The sequence below is a fragment of the Phenylobacterium sp. J426 genome, assembly GCF_024699945.1.
GTDB lineage: Bacteria > Pseudomonadota > Alphaproteobacteria > Caulobacterales > Caulobacteraceae > Phenylobacterium.
In genome coordinates, this window is sequence record NZ_JAJOMY010000001.1 from 448,588 (window position 1) to 468,023 (window position 19,436).

Here is a 19,436-nt window from a genome sequence, read left to right on the forward strand (position 1 = left end):
GTCAGGCCTCCAGTTGCACGATGTCGGGGTTCGCCGCGGCGAATTCGAGCGCGTAGGCCAGCTCGCCTTCGGCCTCGGCGTGCACGGTCATGAGCATTTGTCCCTGGGCGACGTCGTCGCCCAGCCGCGCGTGCATCATGACGCCTGCCGACTTGGCGTCCGGGGCGCCCGCGAGCTTGGCCAGCCTGGCCAGCGTCCGGTTGTTGATGCTTGTCACCCGCCCTGCGCGGGATGCCAAAACCGGGTGCGTCAAGGCGGCCTTCGGCGGCTGCCGCAGCCCGCCTTGAGCCTCGCAAATGGCCTGAAACTTCGCCCACGCCCGTCCGTCTGCAAGAGTGGTCTCGGCCAGCGCCAACCCTTTTCCGGCGGCGGTTCGGCCGGCGAGTTCGAGCGCGGCGCCGGCCAGCATGCAGGCGCGCCGCCGCAGGTCCTGCGGAGCCTGGGGATCGTTCTTCAGCACGGCCAGAACGTCGTGCGCTTCCAGCGCAGGACCGATCCCGCGCCCGACCGGCTGCACGCCGTCGGTCATGACACACCGCAGCTCCACGCCGAACACGCGCCCGACCTCGGTCAGCTCCGCGGCGAGTTCGGCCGCCGCGTCGTCGGTCCTGACCTTGGCCGTCGCGCCCACCGGTATATCGATCACGATGTGGGTCGATCCGGCGGCGATCTTCTTCGACAGCACCGAGGCGATCAGTTGGCCTCGCGTGTCGATGTCCAGCACCCGCTCCACCCGGATCAGGATGTCGTCGGCGGGGCTGAGGCTGACCGACCCGCCCCACACCAGGCAGGCGCCCTCGCGGTCCACCACGCGCCGCATGGCCGCGACGTCCAGGTCGACGGGGGCGAGCGTCTCCATGGTGTCAGCCGTTCCGGCGGGACTGGTGATCGCGCGCGACGATGTCTTCGGCATCAGCAGACCGTGCGACGCGACGATGGCCACGACGATCGGGGTGGTGCGATTGCCGGGAAGCCCGCCGACCGAGTGCTTGTCGATGACAATCGGCGATGGCCAGGTCAGCCGCTCGCCGACCTCGATCATCGCGCGCGTGAGGCCGACCGTCTCCTCAAGGTCCAGAGGGAGCGCCGAGCAGGCGGTGAGGAAAGCGGAAAGGTGAACGTCCGTGTAGCGTGCGGCGGCGACGTCCCGGACGATCGACTGGAGCGCCGCCGGATCGAGCCGCTGTCCGTAGATCCGACGCCGGACCGCCGAGAGGGAGCCGAGGGGCGGCGGATGGCGCACGGTGAGCTCCGCCCCCTCGGCGATGCCCAGCCGCGCCCAGGCGGCTTCCGACAGGCCCGCTTCCCCATGGCCAAGAAGGCCGCCGGACACCTGGTAGAGAAGCGCGAGCACCTCGCGCCCATTCGCCATTAGCAACACCTGCGAGCGCGGGCCGAGACCCTCGGAGCGGCAGACGTGGCAGTCCGAACGCATGAGAACGACGGCGTCGTCCTGGGTGAACAGTCCCAGCCGCCGAGCCTTCAGGGTCGGTGTGGGAGAACGGGGTTGCGCCTCCACAGTCACGACAGGCCGTAGGCTTCGTCCTGAGCGGAGATCGTGCAATCCCACCCCAGGTCCGCCTCGATGCGCGCCTTCAGTCCGACTGGGCCGTCATCCTCCCCGTGGACGATGAACGTCCGGGCCGGCGGGCGCTTGAAGCCGGCCAGCCACCGCATGATCTCGTCCACGTCCGCGTGGGCCGAGAGCATCGGGAGGTTCGCCACCTCGGCTCGAATGGGGATCCACTGCCCGTGGACCTTCACTTCGCGGGCCCCCCGAGTAGCGCCTGCCCGCGGGTTCCGGCCGCTTGATAGCCTGAGAAGAGCACGGTGTTGCGGGCGTCCGGGCCGTACGCCTTCAGATGGTGCAGCACGCGCCCGCCGGTCGCCATGCCGCTGGCCGATATGATCACCTTGGGCATGCTGTTGTGGCTTAGAGCCTTCGACTCCTCGACGTCGCGCGTATAGGTCGCGACCTCGCAAGATGCCCGGCAGACATCCTCGCTCAGCTTGTGATCGGCCCCATGGCGACACAGAAGATCGGTCGCATCAGTCGCCATGGGACTGTCGAGATAGATGGGCGTCAACGGCAGCGCCCCATCCTGCTTGAGTTTCGATAGCAGGTAGAGCAGCTCCTGGGCGCGCCCGACGGCGAACGCCGGAATCACGACAGTGCCGCCCCGCGCGGTCGTGCGCTCGATCACCTGCAGCAGCGCTTGCGCTGGCGCCACCGGATCGTGGCGACGGTCTCCATAGGTGGACTCCACGATCAGGTAGTCGGCGTGCGGCACGGGCTCGGGATCGGGCGTGATCGGATCGTCGTAGCGGCCGAGGTCCCCCGAGAAGACGACGGTCTTCCCGCCCCATCGAATCTCGACGGTTGCGGCGCCCAGGATGTGGCCCGCGTAGCGGAACGTGGCCGTGGCGCCATGTCCAAGGTCCACCGGTTTGCCGAAGGCGACGGGCCGGAGCTGGCCAATGGCGCGTTCGGCGTCATGCTTGCCGTACAGCGGGAGCGCGGGCTTGTGCTTGGAAAAGCCATGCCGGTTCGCGAACTCGGCGTCGCTTTCCTGGATCTTGGCGCTGTCCAGCAGCAGGAGTTCCGCCAGATCGGCCGTTGCCGCCGAGCAGTAGATTGGGCCTCGGAAGCCCTCTCGCACCAGCCGTGGCAGGTAGCCGGAGTGATCGAGGTGCGCATGGGTCAACACCACGGCGTCGATGGAGGCCGCCTCGCGGAACAGCGGCTCCCAGTTCTTGAGGCGCAGGGCCTTCAGACCCTGGAACAGCCCGCAGTCCACGAGCAGGCTTCGCCCCCCAAGCTCAAGCAGGTGCTTCGAGCCCGTCACCGTTCCCGCGCCGCCTAGCGACGTCAGCGTCAATTTGGCCATGCGCCCTCCGCTCCCTGCTACAGAATACGCGCCCCGCCGGCTGCGCCCTTGCCCCAGATCAAAGCTGCGCCCGCTCTCCGCCCGTTCAGGTGACGAAGACGGGCGCAAAGCCGCCGCCCGGCGTGCGGAAGTTCGTTGTTTGCCCCTGATAGACTCGCGCCGCGGCGAGGAGCGGCGAGCCGGCGTAGGTGTAGAGACGTACGTCAAGCTTGAGCGCCTGGACCTCGCCGTCGATTCTAATGCGCCGCTCGGTCGGTGCGGCCAGTTCCTGGGCGATATAGCCGCCGCGCTGCACCTCCTCCCAGACCCCGCGGGTCATCTTGTCGCCGCGATAGACCGCCTTGCCGCCGTGGCCGCCGGCCGGCTTGAAGAAGTAGCGTTTGCGAGCCGACCACAGGGCCTCCGCGGACTCCGGGGTCACCAGGATCGTTCGAGGCACTGCCGAAAGACTGCGCTGCTGGGTGGGCGACAGTCCCCAACCGGCGGGCGCGGCGGGATCGGACAGCACCGTCAGGTTCCGCTTGTCCGCCAGGAGGGCGTGGTTGCGCGGATTGGGCGTGAGAACGACAGCGCCCGCCACATAGGCGTCACGTAGTGCCCGGTGTCTCTCGCCATCCAGCGCGAAGTCGACAAGCCGGTTGTAGACCAGATCGATCGCTTCGTCGCCGTGCCGAAGCTGGCCCTGGGCGAAGGACAACTCTGCAGGATCGACGATCCTGACCTTCAGGCCGCGCCGCTCGAACGCGCGCTGGGCGAGCAGGAACTCAGGGAAGAGGTACTGCTCGGTCGGGCGATCGTCGATGATGGCGAGGGTGCGCGGCTGACTGGCGCGACCCTGAGACCGCCACTCTTGCTCGAACATCCGCCACACGGCCGCCTCGAAATTCGCGGCCGGCGTCGCTTCGATTGCGTCTCGCGCCTCGCGGCAGCACGCACCCTGGGCGCGGGCGAGGAAGGCGTTCAGAAAGGCGCCGCCGGCGTTGGTGTTGACTTCGATCAGCTTCGGCCCGCTCGCGCCGAGATGGAAGTCGTACCCCGTGAAGACGCCGCGGGGCCCGAAGTCATGCCGCGCGATTTCGGGCGCCCAGGCCATCACCGCCGCCTGATAGGTGGGGTCGCTGGCCGCCGCCTCGATCGCATCGACGACCGCAAGCATGGCGTCCAGATCCGCGCGCGCGAGGAACACCGGCATTTCGGCGAAAAGGTGCGGCCGGCCGTCCAGCAGAGCCGCTGCGAGGTCGGCGTCCAGCGCTTCGGCCTGGATCGCCGCAACGAGGCTGGCACGATCCAGCGTGATGCAGAAGCACTCACGGTTGAGCACGGCGTCGCGGTTTTCAACACCTCGATCGTCGTGGGTCATGCCCCTCCCCTCTAAGCCAGTCGACATCAGCCGGACGAAACAGACGAGAACCCGGCATCTTCGCTACCCGCTCGGCGGGCGCGTCGCCCGCATTGATCGCGATCTTGATTGCGGCGATGGAATTGCCGGCGACCCAGGCGGGCTCGACAAGTCCCTCGGCCGGAGGCGCAGAGATGGCTGAAACGGTTCATGAGCAACGTCGGGAATCTAGGGCGGTCGCAACGTCGTGATACGTCCGGGTCAATGTACCTTTACCATGCCAACGCCCTTGATGTTGTTGAACGAGTCGGTCTGGTGACAGAGGTAACACTGTTCGACCCGAGCCCCCTTCTGGCCTGAGATGGGACGGTCCATCATTTCGAAGTGCATCATGTAGTGGCTGGGCGGCGCCTTGTGGCACTGCGCGCAGTCAGTGGACTTGGGACTCGGATGGAGGAAGGTCTTGATCTCCCAGCTCTCGGTCTGGTGACAGCTGGCGCACTGCTTGCCGAAGAAGCCGCCGTGAGGATCTTGAACCGCATGGCACGTGGCGCACTGCAGGCTCCCCGAGCCGCCATCGCGCCGCCGTGCGACCGCCTCGAGCACAGCGTGATCCATTTTGGTGGGCCGGACGGCGCGACCCTGGTGCTCGACGTGACAGCCTTTGCAGTCCCCGATGTTCTGGTGAAACGCGGTCGCGGGTTTCATCAGCAACTCCGGCGCCGGCGCATGGCAGGTGACGCACTTCTCCGCTGTCACACCCGCGACTGGCGCATGGCAGCTTTCACACTTGTCGCCCAGGAAGGCGTGGGCCTCGGAAAGGGCCCCCGGCCGCACCGCGCCCGTCCATCCAGGCAAGGCGTGGCTGCCACCTTGCCAAAGCGTCCACACGACCCCAGCGACGAAGACCATGCCGAATACGCTCAGCGCCGCGTAGATCTGGCCCGGCAGCTTCATGGGAGCCACCTCAGTCCATAGTAGACGCCGGACCAGATGTGCAGCGCGAGCAGCGTGTACATGACGATGGCGGCGAGGATGTGGGCGACCACCCACCGGTTCAGCGCGCGCTTCAAAGTCTCGCGGGCGCCGATGGCGAACTCCAGGTCGGAAATGGCGCCTAGCAGGTGATTGACCTTGAGGCCGGAGGGATCGACCACAACCTCATCCTTCAGGCCGACGGCGGACAGCGCGAGGCTGTCATAGCGATCCCTCAGCACGGAGAGCTGGCGTTGTTGATCCCGCAAATCCTGGCCAAGCTCGACGAGGAAGTAGCGTCCGACAAAGCCGGTGGCGACGACCAGAAGCATCGAGACCATGAGCCCCACCCCCAGGGGACTCACTAGCTTATGACCTGAGTGCAGGACGCCCAGCACCGCGCCGATCGCCCCGGCATAGACGTGGAAGGTCAGAATCGCGCCAAGGGAGACCCGCCGCGCGCTGAGCAGCGCCTTCACCCGCCCCTGCCGCTTCACGAGGGCGTACGCCAGTAGGGCGACAAAGAGCACAGCTGCGGCTATGCCCAGGGCCCCGCCGGCCAAGCTCCCGGGAAACCGCGGCGCTGAATGCAACAGGAAGGCGGGCGCGGTGAGCGCAAGTGCGCTCAGCAGGCCTTCCACAATGACCTTCTCACTTCGCGTCATGTCACGCGTCCACAACGAGGTCGCCGACGGACTTCGCCTGGCAGGCGAGAATGACCCCGTCGCGCTTTTCCCCCTCCGTCAGAGAATCCTGGACCTCCATGCTCACAGATCCCTGCCGCAGTGGCACCTTGCAGCGGCCGCAGATCCCGACCCGGCACTCGTAGTCGATGGCGACGCCGATGGCCTCGGCGGCCTCCAGCACCGACTGATCGGGCGCCAGGCGTCCGGACTTGTTGGACTTGGAAAAGGTCACCGTCGCCTGCGCCGACGGCGGGGCCGAGGGAGAGACGACTGCGACATCGACGACGGCCGTGACCTCGGCTGCGGGGGGCTGGGTTTCCAGAACTGGACCACCCTTCGGGGGCGCGAAGTTCTCCGTCTTCACCTGATCGTCGGGCACGCCCATTCCGCGAAGGACGCCCTTGACCGCTTCCATCATCGCGGGCGGGCCACAGAGATGGACCCGGCGGCGGACGATCTCCGGAACGGCCGCGATGATGAACTCGGGCGTCATGAACCCCACTGAACCAGCCCATTCGGTCCCTTCGGGCTGAGAGACGACAATCGTGACGTGGACGTTCGGGTGCCGGCGCGCGAGATGCGCCAGTTCCTCGCGGAAGATGATGTCGGCGGGCGTGCGCACCCCGTAGAGAAGGTAGATGTCGTGGGGATAGGCGCGGTCCGTGAGATAGCGCAGCACGCTCATCATAGGCGTAATGCCAACCCCGCCAGCGATCAGGACGATGCCTTCCGCCTCCTGACCGGTGAAGAAGAAGCTCCCGGCGGGGGCGGCCACCTCGATGAGATCGCCGGCGTCGACGCGGTCGTGGAGGTGGCGAGACTCCAATCCGTATTGCTCACGTTTCACGGTCAGTTCGATGTAGTCCCGTTGCGTGGGCGAAGAGGAGATGGTGTAGGATCGGCGGACCTTCTTGCCATCGATCTCGGAGGTGACCGTCGCGTACTGTCCCGGAAGGAAAGTGAACGGGAACGGGCCGAGGTTTGGCTCCATCAGCCGGAACGTCTTCACGCCGGGCGTTTCGTCGAAAATCGCCTTGATCCGCAGGACGCCGATCCAGGGACGCCGCGCGGGCGCTCCGGCTTCTGCCGCCTTGGACATGACAGCAGGGGCTGAACCCGGCGAAGCTGCGGGTTCAGCGGTCGATGGCTCAGCTGGAGCGCCGGGTGTCAGCCGCTCGGCCAGCGCCCCCCACACGGCGCGCGCGGATCCATTGCAGCCAGAGCGCCCCCCGTAAGAGCGGCGCCCAGAAGGATCATGAGCAGAACGTGCAGCCAGGAGAGACCGCGAAAGCCGCCAGCCATCTCTGAGCGGTCCGCCGGGGGCAGCGTCATCTCGTGTCGGAACCAGGCCAGAGCGGTCTGTTCAGGCGACTGGCCCGCCTCGAGCGCCCGAAGCGCGCCGGCCCCGCTTTGCGCCAACGAAAGACCGTCTCTGACGTCGCGCAGCGCGGTGAGCGCGGCAGCGGCGTCATTGGCCGCCTGGGCGCGATGCAGGGCCGCCTGCCCATCCGTGACCGCCTGCGACCCTGATCCCAGTCGCGTCAGCGCCTCAGGCCGGATCCGCGCGCGGGCTTCGTCGGTGAGCTTCGGAAAGTCCATCATAGACGCGTAGAACGGCTTGGGCCCCATGGGGCCACAGCAACCCGCTGCGCCTTCGCCTGCGCCCCCGCCCATGCCAGAGGGCGCCATCATATCTCCCATCATGCCGCCCATACCGCCGGCCGCCGCAGGCGCCGCTGGGGGACCGGCGCCCATTGTGGGGCTGGGGGGCCTTCATTCCGCTCATCCCTGAGGCCGCATCGGGGTTCGCGCCAGCTGGCGGCGGATGATGAGCGGCGTGGTCCTCGGCGGGGGCCTGCGCCCAGGCGAAGGTGGATGGTGTTGCGGCGGTTAGAGCCACAGCCGCGATGGTGGCGGCTCTTAGGGCTGTGACGAGAGGCGCCGACTGGGTGCCGTGCATATGCAGGTCAGATCCCTTATCCATAGCAACGCTTCTAGCCGAAACGCTCGGCCGCTTTGAAGGCAAGACGTAAGAGACGCTGCGATGGAGCGTCCCTTACAGCGCCACAGCAACAGAAGGCTCCGCCATAGCGCCCACCAGGCGCTGCTGGGGGGCCAGCGAAAAGAGGAGGTGCCAGATGGCAGGGGAGATTCGGGTCGGCGTCAACGGCTACGGGGTGATCGGCAAACGTGTTGCCGATGCTGTGCGTGCTCAGGCTGATATGCGCCTGGTGGGCGTCTCCGACGTCGCAGCAGACTGGCGGACGCGGGCCCTGCACCGCAAGGATATCCCACTGTTCGCCGCCACGTCCGAAGCACATGAGCACCTCGCGGCAAATCGGATTGCCGTGGAAGGGCGTCTGCAGGATCTGCTTGGAACCGTGGATGTCGTCGTAGACTGCACGCCCAAGCGGGTCGCTGCGGAGAATGTGCCGGTCTATCGCCAACTCGGCCGGAAGTTCATCGTGCAGGGCGGCGAAAAGCACAGCGTCACCGGTCACTCCTTCGTCGCGGAGTCCAACTATCAAAGCGCAGTCGGCCTCGACGCGACCCGCGTCGTCTCCTGCAATACGACGGCGACGGTGCGGACCTTGACCGCCCTGAAGCGGGCTGGGTTGCTCCGGCGCGCGCGCGGCACGCTCATGCGGCGCGCCACCGACCCGTGGGAGAGTCACCTTGGCGGTATCATCAACACCCTCGTCCCGGAACCGGAGATCCCGAGCCACCAAGGTCCTGATGCTCAGACGGTCGACCCGGACCTCGATGTGCTGACCATGGCCGTCAAGGTCCCCGAGACGATCGCCCACCTCCACTATTGGTCGGTTCAGCTTTCCCGAAGCGCCCCGAAGGAGGAGGTGCTGGACGCCTTCCGCGCGTCACCCCGCATTTTCCTCATGCCCGACAGCTATGGCCTAGCCGCGATCAATGCGGTCAAGGAGCTGATGGCGGACCTCGGCCGCTCCCGGGGCGATCTCTACGAGGTTGCGCTTTGGTCCGACATGCTGCGCGTGGAGGGCGATGAGGTGTTCTATACCTACATGGTCGACAACCAGGCTATTGTTGTGCCTGAGACGATCGACGCCATCCGGGCGCTCGCCGGCCGCGAGCCCTCTGGGGCCGCATCGATACGCGCGACCGACGAGGCCTTGCAGATCTGGCGCGATCCCTTCAGCCCTGCTCCGGGCTAGCGTTCGCATCACTAGCGGCGGCGGCGCCGCCGCTCACAATTAGATCAGCCATGGCGCGCGAAGACCCGCGTCTTGCCTCCCGGCATGAGCAGCAGCGTCTGGTAGGCCTCGACCTCACCCCTTTGGGACTCCATGCCGGGAGACCCGAAAGGCATGCCCGGAACGGCGATGCCTAGGGCTTTCGGCCTCTCGCGCAGCAAGCGTGCGATGTCGGCCGGCGGTATGTGGCCGACCACGACATAGCCACCGACCGTCGCGAGATGGCATGACGACAGCTCGAATGGCACGCCATGCTTGCGTCCGATCGGACTGACGTCCTCCACGACCACTTCCTTCATAAGGTAGCCCGACCGGCGCATGTGGGTGATCCAGCCCTTGCAACAGCCGCAGCTGGCGGTCTTGTAGACCGTCACAGGCGGCGGGCTCGCCGCGAGGGCGGGTGCTCCGGACACAAGCGCCGCGCTGGCGGCCAGCAGGTATCGACGAGTCAGCATCTCTGTCATTTCCTTGAGACTTAGCGGCGCGCGCCGCAGCAGCAGGAGCCGCTGCTTGTCGGGGCCGCCGCGTCCTGTGGGTACAAGGCCGGTGTATAGCCGGCCTTGCTGATCGCCCCCGCCACCGCAGACGGCTCGCGGTCAGACCGCACATCGACCCGCTTGCTGGGCAGGTCAATGGCGACCTCTGCGGCTGGATCCAGCGCGTTGATGGCGGCGGTTACAGCTTGGACACAGTGTCCGCAGCTAAGGTCGTTGACGTGATAACGAAGCACTGAAATCTCCTAGTTTGCTGGCCTCGCCTGATCAGATGGGGCTTCCCACGATGGCAAGGTCAAGGCCGCGCATCGCTGGTGCAGGCGTCGCCGATCGTCGGCGTTCCGAAGATGAGCGCCGCCGTCGGCACAGCCGGGCCTCGCTCATTGCGGCATCTCCACGTGCCCGCCGAACCCGAAGCGCATCGCTGACAAGACCTGATCGGCGAATGTGTGCTCCACCCGGCTGCGATAGCGCGCGAACAACGCTGCGGAGAGGACGTTGACTGGAACCGCCTCCTCCATCGCCGCCTCGATCGTCCACCGCCCTTCGCCTGAGTCGGAGACCCGGCCTGAGAACTGACTCAGCATCTGGTCCTTGGCCAAGGCCGCGGCGGTGAGGTCGAGCAGCCAGGAGGAGATGACGCTGCCGCGCCGCCAGACTTCGGCGATATCGGTCAGATTCAGATCGAACCGTTCCTCGGCCGGCAGCTTGGCCGAGTTCCGGCCCTTGAGGATGTCAAACCCCTCAGCGTAGGCCTGCATCAACCCGTATTCGATCCCGTTGTGGACCATCTTGACGAAGTGCCCGGCGCCGGCGGGACCGGCGTGAATGTAGCCCTGCTCGGCGCGCGGATCCTCGCCCTCCTGCTCCAAACGGTTCGGTGTGCGCGGAATGGCGCCGAGCCCTGGCGCCAAGGCTGAGAAGATCGGGTCGAGCAGAGCGACGGTCGCCTTGTCGCCGCCAATCATCATGCAGTAGCCGCGCTCCAGACCCCAGACTCCGCCGGAGGTGCCGACGTCCACATAGCAAAGGTTCTTCTCACCCAGCGCGCGCGCGCGTCGAATGTCGTCCTTGTAGAAGCTGTTGCCGCCGTCGATGATGATGTCGCCCGGCTCGGCCAGTTCGGTGAGTGCTTGGATGGTGTCCTCAGTGGGCAGGCCCGCGGGCAGCATCACCCAGAAAATGCGCGGGGACACCAGCTTGGCGGCGACGTCCTTCAGCGACGACGCCGCGATCGCGCCCTCTGCGGCGATCGCCTCGATGAGCGGTGGGTTGCGATCGAAGCCGACGACGCTGTGTCCCCCGCGCATCAGCCGGCGCGCGATATTGGCGCCCATCCGCCCCAGACCGATGACCGCTAGACGCATGGCGCTGTTTTCCTCATTGGGTAGGTGTGGCAGGGGCCGTCTCCGGGCTGTTCGCTGGGGGGCGCGTCCGTCGCCCTCTGGCGATCGCCGAGAAGCGTCGCGCGCTTGGCGTCGACTGCGCCGAGCAGGGCATCCGTGGCCTCCGCGAACAGCGTTATGCCCTCTTCAACGAGGCCACGGGTGACGGCGTCCAGGTCGAGGCCTAGGCGGGCCGCCTCCGAGAGCACGCGTCGCGCGCCCTCGATGTCCTCGGTGAGCGTGGGGCCGACCGCGCCGTGATCGCGGAACGCATCCAGGGTCTTGGGCGGCAGGGTGGTCACAGTGTTCGGCCCGACGAGAGCGTCAACATAGAGGGTGTCCGGATAGGCCGGGTCCCTGACGCCCGTGGACGCCCACAGCAGCCGCTGGGGCCTCGCGCCCTTCGCGGCCAGCGCCTGCCAGCGCTCGCTTGCGAGCAACGTCCGGAACCAGGCATAGGCGAGCTTGGCGTTGGCGATGGCCACCTTTCCGCGGATCGCCGCGAGGTCGGCGCTCTGCGGATCGTTTGCCGCAAGCCGCGCATCGATGGCCCGGTCGATCTGCGCGTCGATCCGGCTGACGAAGAAGCTGGCCACGCTGGCGATCCGGTCGATCGGCTCGCCCCGCGCCGCGCGCGCCTCGAGCCCGGCCATGTAGGTGTCCGCGACCGCCTGGTAGGCGCCGAGCGAAAACAGCAAGGTGATGTTGACGTTGACCCCAGCCTCGACCAGCACCCGCAGGGCGGTTACGCCGGCCTTTGTCCCAGGGACCTTGACCATCAGGTTGGGCTCGTCGACGGCCGCCCACAGCCGCCGCGCCTCCTCGACGGTCGCCGCGGCGTCGTTGGCGAGGCGCGGCGAAACCTCAAGGCTGACATAGCCGTCCTTGCCGCAGAGCCTGTCGTAGACACGCCGCAGGTCCGCTGCCGCGGCCTTGACGTCGCCGATGGCCTGGCTCTCGTAGAGGTCCTGCGCGCTCGCGTCGGCCCTGCCGGCGGCCGCCTGGAAGCCCGCATCATAGGCATCGCCGTGACCCATCGCCTTCTCGAAGATGGAAGGATTGGAGGTGACGCCGGTGAGGCCGTCTTCCTCGACCAGCTTGCGCAGGCCGCCGTCGGACAGGAACCGGCGATCGATGAAGTCGAGCCAGACCGCTTGTCCGGCCTCGCCAAGTGTCTTCAGACGACTGGTCATGAGTGCTTCCCGATGATGCCACGCGCGACGGCGCAGACATTTTCGATGGTGAAGCCGTAATGCTCCTGAAGCATGGCCAACGGGGCCGAGGCTCCGAATGTCTTCATCGTGATCGTGCAGCCGTCGCTTCCGACATAGCGATCCCAGCCGATCGAGCCAGCCTGCTCAACGGCAAGCCGTGCGCGTACCTCGTTGGGAAAAACGTGCTTGCGATAGGCATCGTCCTGCAGCTCGAACAGATACCAACTTGGCAGGGATACCACGCGCGACCGCACGCCTTCTGCGCTTAGCTTCTCGTGGGCCGCCACGACCAGCGGCAGTTCGCTACCAGTGCCTATCAGGATGACCTCGGGATCGCCGCCCTCGCAATCTGCAAGGATGTAACCGCCCCGCTGCAATCCGTCGGCCGACGCATACCTGACACGGTCCAGCGTGGGGATCGCTTGGCGGGACAATACCAGCGCAGTCGGCACGTTGCTCTGCTCCAGCGCGACGTTCCAGGCGACCGCCACCTCGTTGGCGTCGCCGGGGCGGATCGTGTTCAGCCCCGGAATGGCGCGCAGTGTTGCGAGATGTTCAACCGGTTGGTGGGTTGGACCGTCTTCGCCGACACCGATGCTGTCGTGTGTGAACACGAAGGTGACCGGCAATTCCATGATCGCCGCCAGCCGGATCGGTGCGCGCATATAGTCGGCGAAAACCAAGAAGGTGGAGCAGCAAGGGCGCAGATAGGACAGCGCCATGCCGTTGGCGATCGAGCCCATCGCATGCTCACGCACGCCGAAATGCAGGTTGCGGCCCGTAGGATCACCGCGCTCGAACGAGCCCGCCCCCTCGAAGGTCATTTTTGTCTTCGTCGAGGGCGATAGGTCCGCAGAACCGCCCATGAGCAGCGGGACGTGGGGCGCGATGGCGTTAAGCACCTTGCCGCCACTGTCGCGCGAGGCAAGGCCTATGGCGTCTGTCGGAAAGCTCGGAAGTGCGGCCTGCCAGCCACCGGGCAGCTTGCCTTCACGGAGCAGGTCGATCTGTGCGGCTTCCCTCGGAAAGGTATTGCGGTACCGGACGAGGGTCGCCTCCCAGGCCTCCCGCGCCGGCCTGCCGCGGGCCGCAATGGCCGCCTGGAACGCCTCCGCCACGCCCTCCGGCACGAGGAACTCGCTGTCCGCAGGCCATCCATAGACCGTCTTGGTCGTGCGGACGTTCTCCTCCCCAAGCGGCTCGCCGTGCGCTTTCTCGCTGCCGGCCTTTGGGCTCCCCCATCCAATCACGGACTGCACCACGATCAGTGTGGGCCTATCGTCGGTCGCCCTGAAGGCGTCAAACGCGCTTGCGAGTGCGGCGGTGTCGTTGGCGTCCCCCACATGGACGACGTTCCAGCCATAGCCCTCGAAGCGTTTGCCGACATCCTCGGTGAAGGCGAGGTCGGTCGATCCTTCGATCGAGATACGATTGCTGTCGTAGATCCAGCACAGGTTCGAGAGCGCCAGGTGTCCGGCGAGCGACGCCGCCTCGCTAGAGACGCCCTCCATCATGTCGCCGTCGCCACACAGCACATAGACGTCGTGGTCGAACAGGACGAAGCCGTCGCGGTTGAAACGCGAGGCCAGCGCACGCTCCGCAATCGCCATGCCGACGGAGTTTCCGCAGCCTTGGCCCAGGGGACCAGTGGTCGTCTCGACGCCCGTGGTGATCCGGTACTCGGGATGGCCGGGCGTCTTCGAGCCGAACTGCCGGAACTGCTTGATATCCTCCAAGCTGACCGCGGGCTTTCCAGTTCGCTTCCCGTCGGCGTTGACCTCCTTGACCCCGGCCAGGTGCAAGACCGCATAGAGGAGCATCGAGGCATGACCGACCGACAGAACGTAGCGATCGCGGTTCGGCCAATCGGGCGTGTCCGGATCGTAGCGCAGGAAGCCTCGCCACAGGGTGTAGGCCACCGGGGCCAGCGCCATCGGCGTGCCCGGATGGCCCGAATTCGCCTTCTGCACAGCATCCATCGCCAGCGTGCGGATCGTGTCGATCGCGAGCCTCTCGGGCGTTCCCGCCCTTGGCGAAGCGGCGGACCCAGGCGCCTGGTCGATCATCGGCCACCTTCTCCAGCCCTGCCCGATTGCGCGCCAGACGCCAGGAACCGGCCAGCCTTTCTGAGCATGACCGGTGAGGGGGGCCGGGTGAGGCATGTTTCGACAGCTTGGCGCCGCAATGTGGGCTACCGAAGGTCGGCACAGACCATGGTGGTCGGGGTCAGCCGCAGCCACGCGCTCCTCCTGCCTTCTGTCGTAGGGGGGCGGTCACAGGAAACAGCCAAGCGCCGGGTCCGCGAACAAGCGTTGGCGGTCGCGTGCTCATGACGCTAATCATCGCTTGGTCGCCAATGCCTCGGCTGGCCGGCGCCAGCGGACCCTACGCCGCCTGAGGGAACTAGTGTTCGTGAGCTTTCGGTGCGTCGCTCTTCGGCGCCGGCGGGTGGGATCCGGACTTCGGCTGGGCCATTCCGCCGTGGCCCATCATCTCGCCGCACATCTTGTGCATCTTGTCCATGTCCGCCTTGGCCATAGGCTTGCCGTCCGCCCCCTTCATGGCGCCCATCTGACCTTTGCCGGCAGGCATCTGGCCGCCCTTCATCCTGCCGCACATTTCATGCTGCGCCGCTGTGGCGGTGGGAGGCGGGGTCTTCGCGGGCGGCCCGTCCGCCAGGGCGTAGCTGGCTGCGAACAGGGCCGAAGCGGCGGTGATCGTAATGATGAGAGACTTCATGGTTTGGCTCCAGATCAGGCTTGCTGGTAAGGACGCTCGCGACGCCCTATCATTACGCGCACCGGCGGCGGGAGGCGCTCTTGCAGTGTTTTCTGCTCCCTAGAACAGCCCGCGGGGTTGATCGTCGTAGCTGACGAGCAGGTTCTTGGTCTGCTGGTAGTGGGCCAGCATCATCTTGTGGTTCTCCCGCCCGAAGCCTGAGGCCTTGTAACCGCCAAAGGCGGCATGCGCCGGGTAGACATGGTAGCAGTTTGTCCACACCCGACCGGCTTCGATCGCCCGTCCCATCCGGTATGCGGTCCCGCCGTCGCGGGACCAGACGCCGGCGCCCAGGCCGTAAGGGGTGTCGTTGGCGAGCCGCGCCGCCTCTTCCGGCGAGCTGAAGCGGGCCACCGCCAGAACCGGGCCGAAGATTTCCTCCTGGAAGATCCGCATGTGGTTCTCGCCCACGAACACGGTCGGCTGCACAAAGTAACCCGCGTCGAGCTCGCCGCCCGGCAGCGCACGCTCACCTCCGGTGAGGCACTGCGCGCCCTCCTGCTTGCCGATCTCGATGTAGTCCAGAATCTTGGTGAGCTGAGCTTCCGAGGCCTGGGCGCCCATCTGGGTGGTCGGCTCCAGGGGGTCGCCGACCTTGATGCTGGCGACGCGGCTGATCGCGCGTTCCATGAAGGCGTCGAAGATAGATTCGTGCACCAGGGCGCGCGACGGGCAGGTGCAGACCTCACCCTTGTTGAAGGCGAAGAGGGCTAGGCCCTCCACGGCCTTGTCGAGGAAGCTGTCGTCGGCGGCCATGACGTCGGGCATGAAGATGTTCGGAGACTTGCCGCCAAGCTCCAGGGTTTGCGGGATCAGGTGTTCGGCGGCGGCCTGCATGATCTGCCGTCCCGTCGTGGTCTCGCCGGTGAAGGCGACCTTGGCGATCCGCGGGTTGGCGGCGATCGCCCGGCCGACGGTGCCGCCCGGCCCGGTCACCACATTCAGCACGCCGGGCGGCAGGATGTCGGCGGTCAGCTCCGCGAACAGCATCAGCGTGAGCGGCGTCTGGGAAGCGGGCTTGATCACAGTGCAGTTGCCCGCTGCCAGCGCCGGGGCGAGCTTCCAGGCGGCCATGAGTAGCGGGAAGTTCCAGGGGATGATCTGGCCGACGACGCCAAGGGGTTCCTTGAAGTGGTAGGCGATCGTTTGTTCGTCGATTGTCGAGATCGAGCCTTCTTCGCTGCGGATACAGCCTGCGAAGTAGCGGAAGTGATCGACCGCAAGGGGCACGTCGGCGCCGCGTGTCTCGCGGATCGGCTTGCCGTTATCGATCGTCTCGGCGAGCGCGAAGAGTTCGAGGTTCTCCTCCAGCCGGTCAGCGATCTTGTTGAGCATCCGCGACCGCTCGCTGGGCGACAGCCGCGCCCAGCCCGCCTTGGCCACGTGCGCCGCGTCCAGCGCCGCCTCGACGTCCTCAACCGTCGACTGCGCGAACTCCGCGATCCGCGCGCCGTTGATCGGGCTGTGGTCGGTGAAATACTGCCCCCTCAGAGGCGGCGACCAGTGCCCCCCGATGAAGTTGCCGTAGCGGGCGGGGACCTTGCCCAGGGTCCGCACGGACTGAATGGCGCTCTGGAACAACGGGCTCTCCTTGTATTCGCACGCGAGCCGAAGTGCTCGCAACGGCCCTGCCCTGGCGGAATGTCGCCAGTTCAGAGATGAGCCCGTAGCGGACCCACTGGATACTCTTTCTGCACGGGAGGCGCGTCGCCTTGACAGGGATCAAAGGCAACCTTCGGCCAGATCATTACGAGGGATGCACGGCCAGGAGAGGAAAGCAGACCCATGGCGACGATGATGAAAGCCGCAGTCGTGCGGGAGTTCGGCAGGCCTCTAGCGATCGAGGAGGTCCCCATTCCGACGCCGGGACCCGATCAGGTTCTCGTGCGCCTGGCTGCCACCGGCGTCTGTCACACCGACCTGCACGCCGCCAAGGGCGACTGGCCGGTGAAGCCGAACCCACCGTTCATCCCCGGCCACGAGGGCGTGGGTGTGGTGGTCGGGGTCGGCGCGAACGTGCAGAGGGTGCGGGAGGGCGACCGCGTCGGCGTGCCCTGGCTGCATACCGCGTGCGGCTACTGCCCCCACTGCCGCACCGGCTGGGAGACCCTCTGCGGCTCTCAGAAGAACACCGGCTATTCCGTGAACGGCAGCTTCGCCGAATACGCGGTGGCGGATCCCAATTATGTGGGCCGCTTGCCCGATGGCCTGGATTGGGGCGCCGCAGCGCCGCTGCTTTGCGCCGGCGTGACCGTTTACAAGGGCCTGAAGGAAACCGAGGTGAGGCCCGGGCAGTGGGTCGCGATCTCGGGGATCGGCGGGCTGGGACACTTGGCGGTTCAGTACGCGAAGGCCATGGGCATGCACGTCGCGGCGATCGACATCCATCCCGAAAAGCTGGCGTTGGCCAAGCAGCTGGGCGCAGACCTCACGCTGCACGGCCGGGACACCGACCCCGTGGCCGAGATCCAGAAGCAGATCGGCGGGGTTCACGGGGTGCTTGTCACGGCCGTTTCGCCGGCGGCCTTCGAGCAGGCCTTCGGGGCGCTGCGGCCGCATGGGACCATGGCCATGATCGGTCTGCCCCCCGGCAAGTTCGCCATGCCGATTTTCGACACGGTGCTCAAGCGGATCACCGTCCGGGGCTCGATCGTCGGAACGCGACAGGATCTGGAAGAGGCGCTCGAGTTCGGGGGCGAAGGCAAGGTTGCGGCGCACTTCTCCTGGGACCGGCTCGAGAACATCAACGAGGTCTTCGAACGCATGGAACGCGGCGCGATCGATGGGCGCGTAGTCTTGAGTCTGGAGTAGCCGCTAGGCTCATCTAAAGCGCGGCAGGGCGGGGCGGGTGAGGCGTCTGGGCCGGCTCCGCCGTTTCGGCACGACCAGAAGGGCCGATTCGCCCCTCCAGTCGCGACGATGTAATCGTGACGTGACGGGTTGCGTCTGAATGGAGATCAACCGCCGTGCAACGTGCGGACCGAGTGCGGTCGCGCCGGGTTTAGGGAGCCCTCCAGGCCTCGGCCGGCTGCAGGTCTGCGCTGGTGGAGAGGACAAGGAGATTCGATGTGAACAGGACAATTGGACGGGCCCTCGGCCTTTCGGCCCTTTTTGCGCTCCTGCCTGTGCTGGGCTCTTCCGCCACAGCAGAGGTCTGGCACCGGTACATAATGCGCGGTCAGGTCGTGGAGATGCAGGGTCAGGCGGTGATCCTCTGTGTCGGGAGCGGCGATGGGGCCAAACCGGGACAGGTCCTTACGGTCGTCCGATTCATCGGAACGCCGGGGGTGTCGAAAGGCGCTCCGCCCGTCCCGCGCCGCGATGATGTCGGTGCTGTCCGCATCGACCGAGTTATCGACGAGCACTTTGCCGAGGCGACCCTGGTCAACGGCCAAGCCAGGAATTTCGATCTGGTCGAACTGAAAGCTCCCTAGCGAACACTACGCGGGGCGGCGGAACTCGCTCTCCGGTCGCACGGGCCACCGCGGTGCCAACGGCAAAGTGGCTCCCGGCGCGACTGTTGCGATCGGGGGGCGTGGACGCCTCCGACACCTTCCGCCGAGCGCTCGAACCCCGACCCTCAAGGTTATCATCGACACCAGAGAGACCCGTCCGACGGACAGCCCGGCATCAAGCCCTCAAACATAGCAGAACGGAGATGCAATTGCGCGACCGCAGAGAACTCTTGGCCGGCCTTACCCTCGCCGGGGCCGCAGCCGCCATGCCCGCCGCCGCGCAAGCCCCTCCTCCCAATGGTGATGGGATGTCGATGGATGATTGTGTCGCGCTCTGCATCGCCTCGCATCGGAGCTGCCTGACGAGCGCTCGCCATGTGATGGGACAGCCGCAACTGCGCACGCCGGCGCAGCTCGTGGCGCTGCTGCAGGACTGCGCGGAGCTCTGCCAGACCACGGCCAATTCGATGCTCCGGGGTGCGCCGACGCACACCCTTCTCTGTCGCGCCTGCGCCGACCTCTGTGAAGCGTGCGCTCAGGCTTGCGACGCCTTCAAGAACGACGCGGTGCTCACCCGATGCGCGGCGACGTGCCGGGAGTGCGGCGCGGCATGCCGGCACATGGCCATGGAGATGTAGGTGGGCGCCCGCCTCCGTCGGCGGGTTCCTGTTGCGCTGATAGCGGTTGCGCAGCCGCAGAGCGGCGCTTCGTTGAAAGCCACACCGGACCGGAACGGTAACCCCCGCAACTCGGGCGGTTGCCCGTTGTTTCCGAGCCGCCACACGGACCTACCTATCCCCAGTCGGCCGGCACACTCCGCCATTCACGGCTGTGGCTCCGGCTCCAGCATGCCCTCTCACTCCGGGCTCGGGCGCATGGAGCCGGCGCGGCCGTCTAATAATTGCTGAGGATGCCGAGTTGACGTGGATCACTACCCGAGCGTGCTCATGCTCATTCGCCACCCGGCTACATCGCCTTCAAGTCGGTGCTTCAGG

General features: G+C 66.7%; 18 protein-coding genes. 4 read left to right on the forward strand and 14 right to left on the reverse strand.

The window, feature by feature from the left end; genetic code table 11:
* Nucleotide 1 precedes the first annotated feature (1 nt).
* From LRS10_RS02380 to LRS10_RS02410, 7 genes are all read right to left on the reverse strand, one after another.
* Complete coding sequence (locus LRS10_RS02380) at nt 2-1,525, reverse strand: thymidine phosphorylase family protein (RefSeq protein ID WP_257835853.1); 1,524 nt, start codon at nt 1,523-1,525, stop codon at nt 2-4.
* Nucleotides 1,522-1,710: an MBL fold metallo-hydrolase RNA specificity domain-containing protein gene (locus tag LRS10_RS02385; protein WP_257835854.1), complete on the reverse strand. Its 189-nt coding sequence runs from the start codon at nt 1,708-1,710 to the stop codon at nt 1,522-1,524. Before LRS10_RS02385 ends, LRS10_RS02380 begins: the two co-directional genes overlap by 4 nt.
* A gap of 50 nt (nt 1,711-1,760) precedes the next feature.
* Nucleotides 1,761-2,888 carry an MBL fold metallo-hydrolase gene (locus LRS10_RS02390; RefSeq protein WP_257835855.1) on the reverse strand — a complete coding sequence of 376 codons (1,128 nt, stop codon included), beginning with the start codon at nt 2,886-2,888 and terminating at the stop codon, nt 1,761-1,763.
* An 85-nt stretch (nt 2,889-2,973) separates the two neighbouring features.
* Entirely contained in the window at nt 2,974-4,248 is a 1,275-nt protein-coding gene (locus LRS10_RS02395) for a hypothetical protein (RefSeq protein WP_257835856.1), read from the reverse strand.
* A 240-nt stretch (nt 4,249-4,488) separates the two neighbouring features.
* On the reverse strand, nt 4,489-5,184 hold the full coding sequence (locus LRS10_RS02400) for a cytochrome C (protein ID WP_257835857.1): 696 nt from the start codon (nt 5,182-5,184) through the stop codon (nt 4,489-4,491).
* Nucleotides 5,181-5,867, reverse strand: a complete 687-nt coding sequence (locus LRS10_RS02405; RefSeq protein ID WP_257835858.1) for a hypothetical protein — start codon at nt 5,865-5,867, stop codon at nt 5,181-5,183. The genes LRS10_RS02400 and LRS10_RS02405 overlap by 4 nt, the downstream gene beginning before the upstream one ends.
* Nucleotide 5,868: 1 nt before the next feature.
* Nucleotides 5,869-7,083, reverse strand: a complete 1,215-nt coding sequence (locus LRS10_RS02410; RefSeq protein ID WP_257835859.1) for an FAD-binding oxidoreductase — start codon at nt 7,081-7,083, stop codon at nt 5,869-5,871.
* A gap of 943 nt (nt 7,084-8,026) precedes the next feature.
* Between LRS10_RS02410 and LRS10_RS02415 the strand changes: the two genes are divergently transcribed.
* Entirely contained in the window at nt 8,027-9,076 is a 1,050-nt protein-coding gene (locus tag LRS10_RS02415; protein ID WP_257835860.1) for a type II glyceraldehyde-3-phosphate dehydrogenase, read from the forward strand.
* Nucleotides 9,077-9,120: 44 nt separating this feature from the next.
* Here LRS10_RS02415 and LRS10_RS02420 read toward each other — a convergent pair whose 3' ends face one another.
* The 7 genes from LRS10_RS02420 to LRS10_RS02445 all read right to left on the reverse strand — a co-directional run bounded on the left by LRS10_RS02420 (nt 9,121) and on the right by LRS10_RS02445 (nt 16,567).
* A complete protein-coding gene (locus tag LRS10_RS02420) occupies nt 9,121-9,570 on the reverse strand; it encodes a DUF411 domain-containing protein (RefSeq protein ID WP_257835861.1) in 450 nt (149 codons plus the stop codon).
* Between the two features lie 20 nt (nt 9,571-9,590).
* A complete protein-coding gene (locus LRS10_RS24825; protein ID WP_367133096.1) occupies nt 9,591-9,845 on the reverse strand; it encodes a heavy-metal-associated domain-containing protein in 255 nt (84 codons plus the stop codon).
* 144 nt (nt 9,846-9,989) lie between these two features.
* Nucleotides 9,990-10,976 carry a phosphogluconate dehydrogenase (NAD(+)-dependent, decarboxylating) gene (gene gnd, locus LRS10_RS02425; protein ID WP_257835862.1) on the reverse strand — a complete coding sequence of 329 codons (987 nt, stop codon included), beginning with the start codon at nt 10,974-10,976 and terminating at the stop codon, nt 9,990-9,992.
* On the reverse strand, nt 10,967-12,187 hold the full coding sequence (gene tal / locus LRS10_RS02430) for a transaldolase (RefSeq protein ID WP_257835863.1): 1,221 nt from the start codon (nt 12,185-12,187) through the stop codon (nt 10,967-10,969). The genes gnd and tal overlap by 10 nt, the downstream gene beginning before the upstream one ends.
* Complete coding sequence (gene tkt, locus LRS10_RS02435) at nt 12,184-14,274, reverse strand: transketolase (protein ID WP_257835864.1); 2,091 nt, start codon at nt 14,272-14,274, stop codon at nt 12,184-12,186. The genes tal and tkt overlap by 4 nt, the downstream gene beginning before the upstream one ends.
* A 337-nt stretch (nt 14,275-14,611) precedes the next feature.
* Nucleotides 14,612-14,947, reverse strand: a complete 336-nt coding sequence (locus LRS10_RS02440) for a hypothetical protein (protein ID WP_257835865.1) — start codon at nt 14,945-14,947, stop codon at nt 14,612-14,614.
* A 99-nt stretch (nt 14,948-15,046) separates the two neighbouring features.
* On the reverse strand, nt 15,047-16,567 hold the full coding sequence (locus tag LRS10_RS02445) for an aldehyde dehydrogenase family protein (RefSeq protein ID WP_257835866.1): 1,521 nt from the start codon (nt 16,565-16,567) through the stop codon (nt 15,047-15,049).
* Nucleotides 16,568-16,771: 204 nt separating this feature from the next.
* Between LRS10_RS02445 and adhP the strand changes: the two genes are divergently transcribed.
* The 3 genes from adhP to LRS10_RS02460 all read left to right on the forward strand — a co-directional run bounded on the left by adhP (nt 16,772) and on the right by LRS10_RS02460 (nt 19,079).
* On the forward strand, nt 16,772-17,797 hold the full coding sequence (gene adhP / locus LRS10_RS02450) for an alcohol dehydrogenase AdhP (RefSeq protein WP_257835867.1): 1,026 nt from the start codon (nt 16,772-16,774) through the stop codon (nt 17,795-17,797).
* Between the two features lie 257 nt (nt 17,798-18,054).
* The gene (locus LRS10_RS02455; protein ID WP_257835868.1) at nt 18,055-18,420 is read left to right on the forward strand and encodes a hypothetical protein; all 366 of its coding nucleotides are present in this window, start codon (nt 18,055-18,057) and stop codon (nt 18,418-18,420) included.
* A gap of 224 nt (nt 18,421-18,644) precedes the next feature.
* Complete coding sequence (locus tag LRS10_RS02460) at nt 18,645-19,079, forward strand: four-helix bundle copper-binding protein (protein WP_257835869.1); 435 nt, start codon at nt 18,645-18,647, stop codon at nt 19,077-19,079.
* The last annotated feature ends 357 nt before the right edge of the window (nt 19,080-19,436 follow it).

Excerpts from the sequence above, each read along its gene's own strand:
- gnd (WP_257835862.1), bottom strand. The coding sequence starts at position 10,976 with ATGCGTCTAGCGGTCATCGGTCTGGGGCGGATGGGCGCCAATATCGCG.
- LRS10_RS02405 (WP_257835858.1), bottom strand. The coding sequence starts at position 5,867 with ATGACGCGAAGTGAGAAGGTCATTGTGGAAGGCCTGCTGAGCGCACTT.
- tal (WP_257835863.1), bottom strand. The coding sequence starts at position 12,187 with ATGACCAGTCGTCTGAAGACACTTGGCGAGGCCGGACAAGCGGTCTGG.
- LRS10_RS02415 (WP_257835860.1), top strand. The coding sequence starts at position 8,027 with ATGGCAGGGGAGATTCGGGTCGGCGTCAACGGCTACGGGGTGATCGGC.
- LRS10_RS02460 (WP_257835869.1), top strand. The coding sequence starts at position 18,645 with ATGCAATTGCGCGACCGCAGAGAACTCTTGGCCGGCCTTACCCTCGCC.
- LRS10_RS02440 (WP_257835865.1), bottom strand. The coding sequence starts at position 14,947 with ATGAAGTCTCTCATCATTACGATCACCGCCGCTTCGGCCCTGTTCGCA.
- LRS10_RS02385 (WP_257835854.1), bottom strand. The coding sequence starts at position 1,710 with ATGCTCTCGGCCCACGCGGACGTGGACGAGATCATGCGGTGGCTGGCC.
- LRS10_RS02400 (WP_257835857.1), bottom strand. The coding sequence starts at position 5,184 with ATGAAGCTGCCGGGCCAGATCTACGCGGCGCTGAGCGTATTCGGCATG.
- LRS10_RS02390 (WP_257835855.1), bottom strand. The coding sequence starts at position 2,888 with ATGGCCAAATTGACGCTGACGTCGCTAGGCGGCGCGGGAACGGTGACG.
- LRS10_RS02395 (WP_257835856.1), bottom strand. The coding sequence starts at position 4,248 with ATGACCCACGACGATCGAGGTGTTGAAAACCGCGACGCCGTGCTCAAC.
- LRS10_RS02420 (WP_257835861.1), bottom strand. The coding sequence starts at position 9,570 with ATGCTGACTCGTCGATACCTGCTGGCCGCCAGCGCGGCGCTTGTGTCC.
- tkt (WP_257835864.1), bottom strand. The coding sequence starts at position 14,274 with ATGATCGACCAGGCGCCTGGGTCCGCCGCTTCGCCAAGGGCGGGAACG.
- adhP (WP_257835867.1), top strand. The coding sequence starts at position 16,772 with ATGGCGACGATGATGAAAGCCGCAGTCGTGCGGGAGTTCGGCAGGCCT.